The 1,231-nt window shown below is 52.8% G+C and carries 1 protein-coding gene; it reads right to left on the minus strand.

What is annotated here, in order from left to right:
- Positions 1-18: 18 nt before the first annotated feature.
- A protein-coding gene (locus CQ041_RS26100) for an IS3 family transposase (protein ID WP_104502081.1) occupies positions 19-1,169 on the minus strand; the annotation gives its coding sequence in 2 pieces (ribosomal slippage) (positions 19-935 and positions 935-1,169; 1,152 coding nt in all).
- Positions 1,170-1,231: the final 62 nt, after the last annotated feature.

Consider the following 1,231-nt stretch of genomic DNA (forward strand, 5'->3'; position numbering starts at 1 on the left):
TGAATCGCCCCGGGTTTTCTAGACACTCTCCAGGCTCGCTGCGTAACGCTTTTCAAACTCTACCGGTGACAGCTGATTGTTGAAACTATGACGTCGTTTTGGGTTGTAAAACATCTCGATGTAATCGAACACATCATCCCGAGCATCCTGGCGTGTAGTGTAGATTTTACGCTTAATCCGTTCCCGCTTTAGCAGCTGGAAAAAGCTCTCCGCTACAGCGTTGTCGTGGCAGTTACCTCGACGACTCATGCTGGCTACCAGGTTGTTAGCTTTCAAGAAGCTTCGCCAGTCTGAGCTGCTGTACTGACTACCTTGATCCGAGTGGATCATCACCTCTTGCTTCGGCTTACGTCTCCAAACCGCCATCAGCAGTGCATCAATGGCTACGTCGCTGGTCATCTGCGACTTCATTGACCAACCAATGATCTGGCGTGAAAACAGATCGAGCACCACGGCCAAATACAGCCAGCCTTCATATGTTCGGATGTAGGTAATGTCTGTGACCCAGACTTTGTTGGGTTCTCTGACATCGAATTGGCGCTTCAGTAAGTTCGGTGAGGCAACGGCTGGTTTACCGCCATATTTTCCCGGCCTCCGTCGATACCCAGTCTGAGAACGTAAACCTTCAAGGCGCATCAACCTAGCCACCCGGTGACGGCCACAGCTCTCACCAACCTCTCGCAGGTCATCATGGATCTTGCGATAGCCATAAACGCCACCGCTTTCCAGCCAGGAGTGTTTGATCAATCCAAGCAGTCGCTGATCGTCCTTGGCTCGCGCAGATTTTGGTTCTGATAGCCACGCGTAGTAGCCGCTGGGATGAACCTTGAGCGTCAGACAAAGCCGTCGAATCGCGTAATGACCCGCTTGCTGCTTAATAAAGGCGTACTTCAGCCGCACTCCTTGGCAAAGTACGCGGCGGCCTTTTTTAAGATGTCTCGCTCCTCCGTCACCCGTTTCAGCTCGGCACGTAGACGACGAACCTCAGCGCTCTGATCATCCTCCTCAACGCGCTGTTCCTGGGGCTTGGTGTAGCGCTTAACCCAGGCATAGAGGCTGTGCACGGACACACCCAATCGTGCAGCCACCTCCGAGACAGGAAGCTGCTTTTCGGTCACTTGCTTGACCGCCTGGATTTTGAATTCTTCGGGATATCGCTGGTTGCTCATGGCACCTCCTAATGGGCCTCATTTTAAGGCTTGGAGGTGTCTACGAAACTAGGGGCGATTCA

The organism is Pseudomonas sp. MYb60 (assembly GCF_002979555.1).
Lineage (GTDB): Bacteria > Pseudomonadota > Gammaproteobacteria > Pseudomonadales > Pseudomonadaceae > Aquipseudomonas.